Origin of the sequence: uncultured Campylobacter sp. (assembly GCF_938017615.1) — a bacterium.
Classification (GTDB): Bacteria; Campylobacterota; Campylobacteria; order Campylobacterales; family Campylobacteraceae; genus Campylobacter_B.
This window is the reverse complement of record NZ_CALIJA010000063.1, coordinates 1-5,995: the sequence shown is the minus strand read 5'-3', so window position 1 is coordinate 5,995 and position 5,995 is coordinate 1. Positions and strand designations below refer to the sequence as shown.

6 protein-coding genes are annotated in these 5,995 nt (G+C 43.2%); 1 reads left to right on the top strand and 5 read right to left on the bottom strand.

The features are described 5' to 3' along the window. Window positions 1-435 precede the first annotated feature (435 nt). Window positions 436-2,808, top strand: a complete 2,373-nt coding sequence (locus Q0620_RS02900) for a ribonucleoside-diphosphate reductase subunit alpha (RefSeq protein WP_298783136.1) — start codon at window positions 436-438, stop codon at window positions 2,806-2,808. Window positions 2,809-3,041: 233 nt separating this feature from the next. Here the strand turns inward: Q0620_RS02900 and Q0620_RS02895 are convergent, their stop codons facing one another. The 5 genes from Q0620_RS02895 to Q0620_RS02875 all read right to left on the bottom strand — a co-directional run bounded on the left by Q0620_RS02895 (window position 3,042) and on the right by Q0620_RS02875 (window position 5,955). Beyond that, complete coding sequence (locus Q0620_RS02895) at window positions 3,042-3,956, bottom strand: DUF3137 domain-containing protein (RefSeq protein ID WP_298783135.1); 915 nt, start codon at window positions 3,954-3,956, stop codon at window positions 3,042-3,044. A 97-nt stretch (window positions 3,957-4,053) separates the two neighbouring features. Then, window positions 4,054-4,275 (bottom strand): hypothetical protein, encoded by a 222-nt coding sequence (locus Q0620_RS02890; protein ID WP_298783134.1) that lies wholly within the window; start codon window positions 4,273-4,275, stop codon window positions 4,054-4,056. Window positions 4,276-4,294: 19 nt separating this feature from the next. Beyond that, window positions 4,295-4,813, bottom strand: coding sequence for a hypothetical protein (locus Q0620_RS02885; protein ID WP_298783133.1), 519 nt, complete (start codon window positions 4,811-4,813; stop codon window positions 4,295-4,297). 155 nt (window positions 4,814-4,968) lie between these two features. Continuing rightward, entirely contained in the window at window positions 4,969-5,445 is a 477-nt protein-coding gene (locus Q0620_RS02880) for a hypothetical protein (RefSeq protein WP_298783132.1), read from the bottom strand. 33 nt (window positions 5,446-5,478) lie between these two features. Beyond that, entirely contained in the window at window positions 5,479-5,955 is a 477-nt protein-coding gene (locus Q0620_RS02875; RefSeq protein WP_298783131.1) for a hypothetical protein, read from the bottom strand. Between the last annotated feature and the right edge of the window lie 40 nt (window positions 5,956-5,995).

Sequence of the window (5,995 nt, the reverse complement as noted above, 5' to 3'; positions counted from 1 at the left end):
TACGATAAAGCTAACAACGCTATAAATTTAAACGGAAAGTCTATCCCGCTACCGCGCAACTAAATTCTTAAGCTTTGCGGGCGGATTTTAAGCCTGCCCGCAAAGCTTTTTTGTTTCTTACTTTTTCGGCGCAGAATTTCGCAAAACTCCACGTAAATTTTTACCTACAGAATTTCGCGGTGGCGCCATAAAATTTCGCTCGAATTTTACCGCATCTTTTCCGCCCGCTTCGTTAAATTTTAAAATCTATAAGCCAAAATAATGACAGATAAGCTTAAGCAATTTTGGCTATAATGCGCGCTTTTGCAGCGCAGCTAGCGTAAATTTAAAAGACGGCAGATTATGAGCGGCATTTATTACGCCACCTCTTTTGACGACGTATTTTATATTGGGAAACTAACGCTAAATTTGCATTTTTAAATTTCAAGGAACGATATGAAAGTAATCAAACGCAACGGCAGAACCGAGGAACTTGACGTAAGCAAGATCAAAAAATATACGAGCGAGGCAGTGGAGGGGCTGGAAAACGTAAGCCTTAGCGAGCTTGAGGTGGATGCAAAGATCCAGTTTCGAGATATGATCACCACGGAGGAGATCCAACAAACCCTCATCAAAACCGCGGTCGAGAAGATCGACGTGGACCGCCCGAACTGGACCTTCGTCGCCGCGCGGTTATTTTTATACGATCTATATCACAAAGTAACGGGCTTTAGCGGCTACAACAGTCTAAAAGATTACTTCGCTCGCGGCGAGGCGGCGGGTCGCATAATGCTCGGGCTTAAGGAAAAATACGATCTAGAGGATCTAAATTCTTACTTGCAGCCGCAGCGCGATTTGCAGTTTAACTACCTCGGCATCAAGACGCTTTACGATCGCTACCTCATCAAGGATAAAAGCGGCGCGCCGATTGAGCTTCCGCAGCAGATGTTTATGGCGATCGCGATGTTCCTTGCGCAAAACGAGCTTGATTGCCAGAGCTGGGCGAAGAAATTTTACGATCTCATATCTAAATTTGAAGTCATGCTGGCTACTCCGACGCTCTCAAACGCCCGCACGACGCGCCATCAGCTAAGCAGCTGCTACGTGGGAAGCACGCCCGATAATATCGAAGGAATTTTTGATAGCTACAAGGAGATGGCGCTTCTGAGCAAATTCGGCGGCGGTATCGGCTGGGACTGGTGCAAGGTGCGCGCGATGGGCGGCAGCATCGACGGGCATAAAAACGCAGCGGGCGGCATCATCCCGTTTTTAAAGATCACGAACGACATCGCCGTCGCCGTCGATCAGCTGGGCACGCGCAAAGGCGCTATCGCCGTGTATATCGAGCCGTGGCATATGGACGTGAGCGACTTCCTCGATCTGCGCAAAAACTCGGGCGAGGAGAGGCGCCGCGCGCATGAAATTTTCCCCGCGCTGTGGATAAACGATCTGTTTATGAAAAGGCTTCAAAGCGGCGGCAAATGGACGCTCTTTGATCCTGCAGAAGTAAGCGATCTGAGCGATCTGTATGGCGCAGAATTTGAGGCGCGCTACGAGCAGTACGAGGCCGATGATAAAATTTCAAAATCCACCATCCTGGCAAAGGAGCTTTGGAAGAAAATTTTAACGAGCTATTTTGAGACCGGAATGCCCTTTTTGTGCTTCAAAGATAACGCCAACCGAATCAATCCAAACGCGCATCAAGGCCTGATTCGAAGCTCAAATTTATGTACCGAGATCTTTCAGAACACGGCGCCGAACCACTACAAAATCAAAGTCGTTTTTGCTGACGGCAGCGAGAGGCTGTTTGAGGAAAACGAAGATGTGGCGACCGACGCGGGCATCGTAAAAAAGGCGAAAAAGATCACCGCGCTAGACACGCTGGGCGGCAAAGAAATTTTTATCGTAGAAAAGGGCTGCAGTGAGGGCGCGACGGCGGTTTGTAACCTCGCAAGCGTAAATTTAAGCAAAATCAACAGCCGCGAGGAGATAGCTCGCGTGATGCCGATCGCCGTGAGGATGCTCGACAACGTCATCGATCTAAATTTTTACCCGCATGCTAAGGTCAAACACACCAATCTAAAAACTCGCGCGATAGGGCTCGGCGTAATGGGCGAGGCGCAGATGCTGGCCGAGCGCGGCGTGAAGTGGGGCAGCTACGAGCACTTCGAGCTGATCGATAGGATAATGGAAAACGTGAGTTTTAACGCGATCAAGGCAAGTTCAAATTTAGCCGTAGAAAAGGGCAAATACCCCGATTTCGCGGGCTCTAAGTGGAGCGAAGGAATTTTCCCGATCGATTTAGCGAACGAAAACGCCAAAGCGCTCGTTAAGCGCGGCGGGCTTTTTGAGCAGAGCAGCTGCGACTGGGACGGACTGCGCGAGAAAGTAAAGCGCGACGGCATGCGAAACGGCTATCTGATGGCGATCGCGCCGACATCGAGCATCAGCATACTCGTAGGCACCACGCAGACGATCGAGCCGGTGTATAAGCGCAAATGGTTCGAGCACAACCTAAGCGGCATGATCCCGGTCGTCGTGCCGAATTTAAGCCCGAAAACGTGGCAGGCGTACGTACCTGCGTACGAGCTCGATCAGCGCCTACTCGTAAAGGCGGGCGCCATCCGCCAAAAATGGATCGATCAAGGCCAGAGCCTAAATATCTTCATGAGCCTAGACAAAGCTAGCGGCGGCTATCTGAGCGAAATTTACACGCTTGCATGGCAGCTCGGGCTAAAATCAACCTACTACCTGCGCTCCGAAAGCCCAGATAGCGAGAAACTAAACAACGTCGCGGATCGCTCGATCGAGTGCGAGGGGTGTCAGTAAAATACGGCGGCGCTATGGTTGAATATAAAATTTGAAAAATTTTGAAATTTTTAAGAGCCGCTATAAAATTTTTGTAAAATTTAAGCGGCTCGGGTCGATAGCAAAGCGAAAGCGCTTATTAAAGATTCTTTGCCTTTCGAAGTAGTTTGATTTAATAACGGATGAGCAAAAAAGCGCAGCCTTGGCAAGAACTAAATTTTTTCAACGGCACTCGCTCAAATTTAAAGCGTAGATTATTCCACCTGCCCGAGCTTTTTAAGATAGGCAAAAATTTTAGCGATCTCGATCATTTTGTTTAGACTTTCGAGCAGTTTTGCGCTTTGTGAGCTCGGCGCAGATTTGAAAATTTCGCTATTTTCAACGCCGATTACGAGGCTGTTTTCGCCCAGATAAAGCTCGGTTTTGCCGAACAAATTTACGGTGATCGTTTGCATATTTTCTAAAATTTTTTTGTTTTGCAAAAATGCGGCGGCAGCGGGGTTGTTTAGATATACGTCAAACGACGCGCTTAGGTGCGGGCTGTCTTTAAGCAGCTTAAGATCCGATGCGCCGAATATAAACTCTCCGCGCGGCACGACCAAAATTTTACTATCGAAAGTCTCGCTAAAATCAAATTTTGCAAAAAGCCCGTCGAAAATCGCAGTATCGTCCTTCTTTTTAAGGTGCAAAATTTTATCCAGCTCAAAGACCCGATCCTCTCTGTTTTTGTCGAAGTCGCGGCTTAGACAGATATCGCCTATTTTTATGCTGAATTCGGGCGTCTTGCCCACTATCGCGTGCTTGCATGTGCAAAGATTTGCCTCTTTGCGAAGCGGATTTTTATAAATTTCATCGAGCAAAAACGCGCCGAAGGGCTGAAAGGTAAGGCGTAGCTCCTTTGCGATCCAAAGCAGAAATTCATTTTTAAAAGCCTCTTCGCTGAGCGCTTCAAATTTACGCGAAATGCGCACAGCTAGGTATTTGTAAGCAGGATAAGCAAGAGCTAGCAGTACCAATAAAAACAGGAACGAGAAATCTCCGAAATCCTTGCGCATAGCAATAAACAGCGCCAGTACTACTGCCGCCACGCCGCCACGCGCCTTCCAAAGCGCCACATTGCGTGCTCCATCTAGTTTTTGCTTTTTTAATTCGTAAGAAACAAGGCTCATCGCTATCCCCGTGAGTGAAATTTGACGCTCATTATAGCGAAAAATGGGATTAAATCAAGCCATATGATAAGCGCGTTGCTATTTATAAGGCGGGTTTTTATAATAGCTCAAAAGCATAGAAATCGCCGTCTTTTTCTCTACATTTTACAATATCGCCGTATTTGAATTCTAAAATTTCGTCCAGTTCGGATTTAAAATTTGTCGTATCGATAATTTTAAAAATATATTGCGCGATTTGAACGGCCTTTACCGGGCGCCATACATCGATATCTTCATTCAAAATTTTTATAAAAATTTCTTTATCGGTCGCGCTTGCCATATTAAACCTTTCTGCTCGGTTATCTAAAATTCTTTCTGCCTAGCCACAATTTAAGATATTTTAATACGGGTCTTAAATAATCATTAGTAGCGTTGGCTTTAAAGGTGCTTATGTCCGATTCTATCAAATACCAGCTATATCCGTCATCCTTTAAAATATTCATTTTGCGATGTTTGACCTCAGCGTTTGCGTCCGATATCTCTATATCCAATACTTTATTTGCAATATTCATCTGCACCGATAGGTTAGAGCTTAGATCGTATATGAAACGGTTAAAATCTTTGATGATATGCGTATTATATACATCATCGATCATCTCGGCTCTTCTCTTCCTAAAAATTTCCTCTTCTATTGGGTCTCCATCAAAAAGCTTTTCATAATGATCTTCATCGGTTGCGGCCTCTTCGTAAGATATGGTAAACCATCTGTAATATCCCTCGTGCGTCCCAAATGTCCAATTCGTAGGTATCGTTTCATCTATTACTTGAAAATATTCACTATCAAATCGATACCAGGCTCTATCATCTTCAAGTGGCAATATGCAATAATAAACCTGTCCCTCTTCATATTGGATACCATGAACAAAATAGGTTCTGTTTAATCCCAGATACTCATGCTCGTCTTCTTTTATACATTTTACAATCATTTAAAATCATCCTTAAATTTGAAATCATCTACGGCTTCTATGATGGGCTACTCGTCTTTATCGCCTATTATACTATTTCTAACAAGTTCTGTAAAAAATTCTTTGTTTTTGGATTTGTTGATTGTCTCTTTTATAGCATTAAAGGATAATTTTAAATTATTTAAATTGCCGTCTATAATGCAAAAGCCATTTTTTTCGCACAATGATATTATGCCCCTTAATACCGCTTCATACTCGGATCTAAAATCGATATGAAACGTAACGGACTCTATTATATTATTAGCATCAAAAAACACCTCTAAGCGATTGCCGTTTTCGCTTCCGTATTGATCTATTTCGTTAGACCAAGATTTTTCGGGCTTTAATAGGTGCGAAATTTCAGAAAATATCTCTTTTTTGTTCTTTGCTTTTTTCCAATACTTATCGTCTTCAAAGAGCTTTATATCGCTATATTGCGGATCGTATTGCAGATCGTATGTATCGCTTTTAGGTAGAATAAAAAGCTCACATTGCCAAATTGCCATATCTCTTTCCTTAAATATTTTTATTATAAAATTTTAAAAGTAATACGCATAGCAGCCTCGATCATCGTATATATCAAATAAAATCGAAAATTTCTCTTTATTATTTACGGTTAATTGAACTCTAATGTTCAAAGAGGGCTCTTTTGCCAGCTCAAAATTAAAATGGCGCAGCAGTATGGATCTCAAAAAATTTGGCTCAAGCGTCTTTTCTTTTATAAAGATAACACCCGCTCTGGCGCCGTTTTTATAAGGCTTAGCTTTTGTGTATTGCCCCTTCATATTTTCAAGAAGATACTCCTCTATTTTCTCATCTCTTTCCCAAAAAAGAATTTTATAAACTACGCTATCTAAGCGGCTTGCTTTTGAAACTAGAAACATAATTAATCTAATTTTAGCCTCGACATCGATATTTTCAAAATCTATTCTTGATCTGGCTACGCCTCTTTTATTTCTACTTATTTTTCTAAATTCTATATCGAAATTAGTTGGGTCTATAATGCTTTTTATCATTGCCGCCACCTTTCAAAGCTCTTTTGCTGCGTGATACTAT

Excerpts from the sequence above, each read along its gene's own strand:
- Q0620_RS02900 (WP_298783136.1), top strand. The coding sequence starts at position 436 with ATGAAAGTAATCAAACGCAACGGCAGAACCGAGGAACTTGACGTAAGC.
- Q0620_RS02895 (WP_298783135.1), bottom strand. The coding sequence starts at position 3,956 with ATGAGCCTTGTTTCTTACGAATTAAAAAAGCAAAAACTAGATGGAGCA.
- Q0620_RS02890 (WP_298783134.1), bottom strand. The coding sequence starts at position 4,275 with ATGGCAAGCGCGACCGATAAAGAAATTTTTATAAAAATTTTGAATGAA.
- Q0620_RS02880 (WP_298783132.1), bottom strand. The coding sequence starts at position 5,445 with ATGGCAATTTGGCAATGTGAGCTTTTTATTCTACCTAAAAGCGATACA.
- Q0620_RS02875 (WP_298783131.1), bottom strand. The coding sequence starts at position 5,955 with ATGATAAAAAGCATTATAGACCCAACTAATTTCGATATAGAATTTAGA.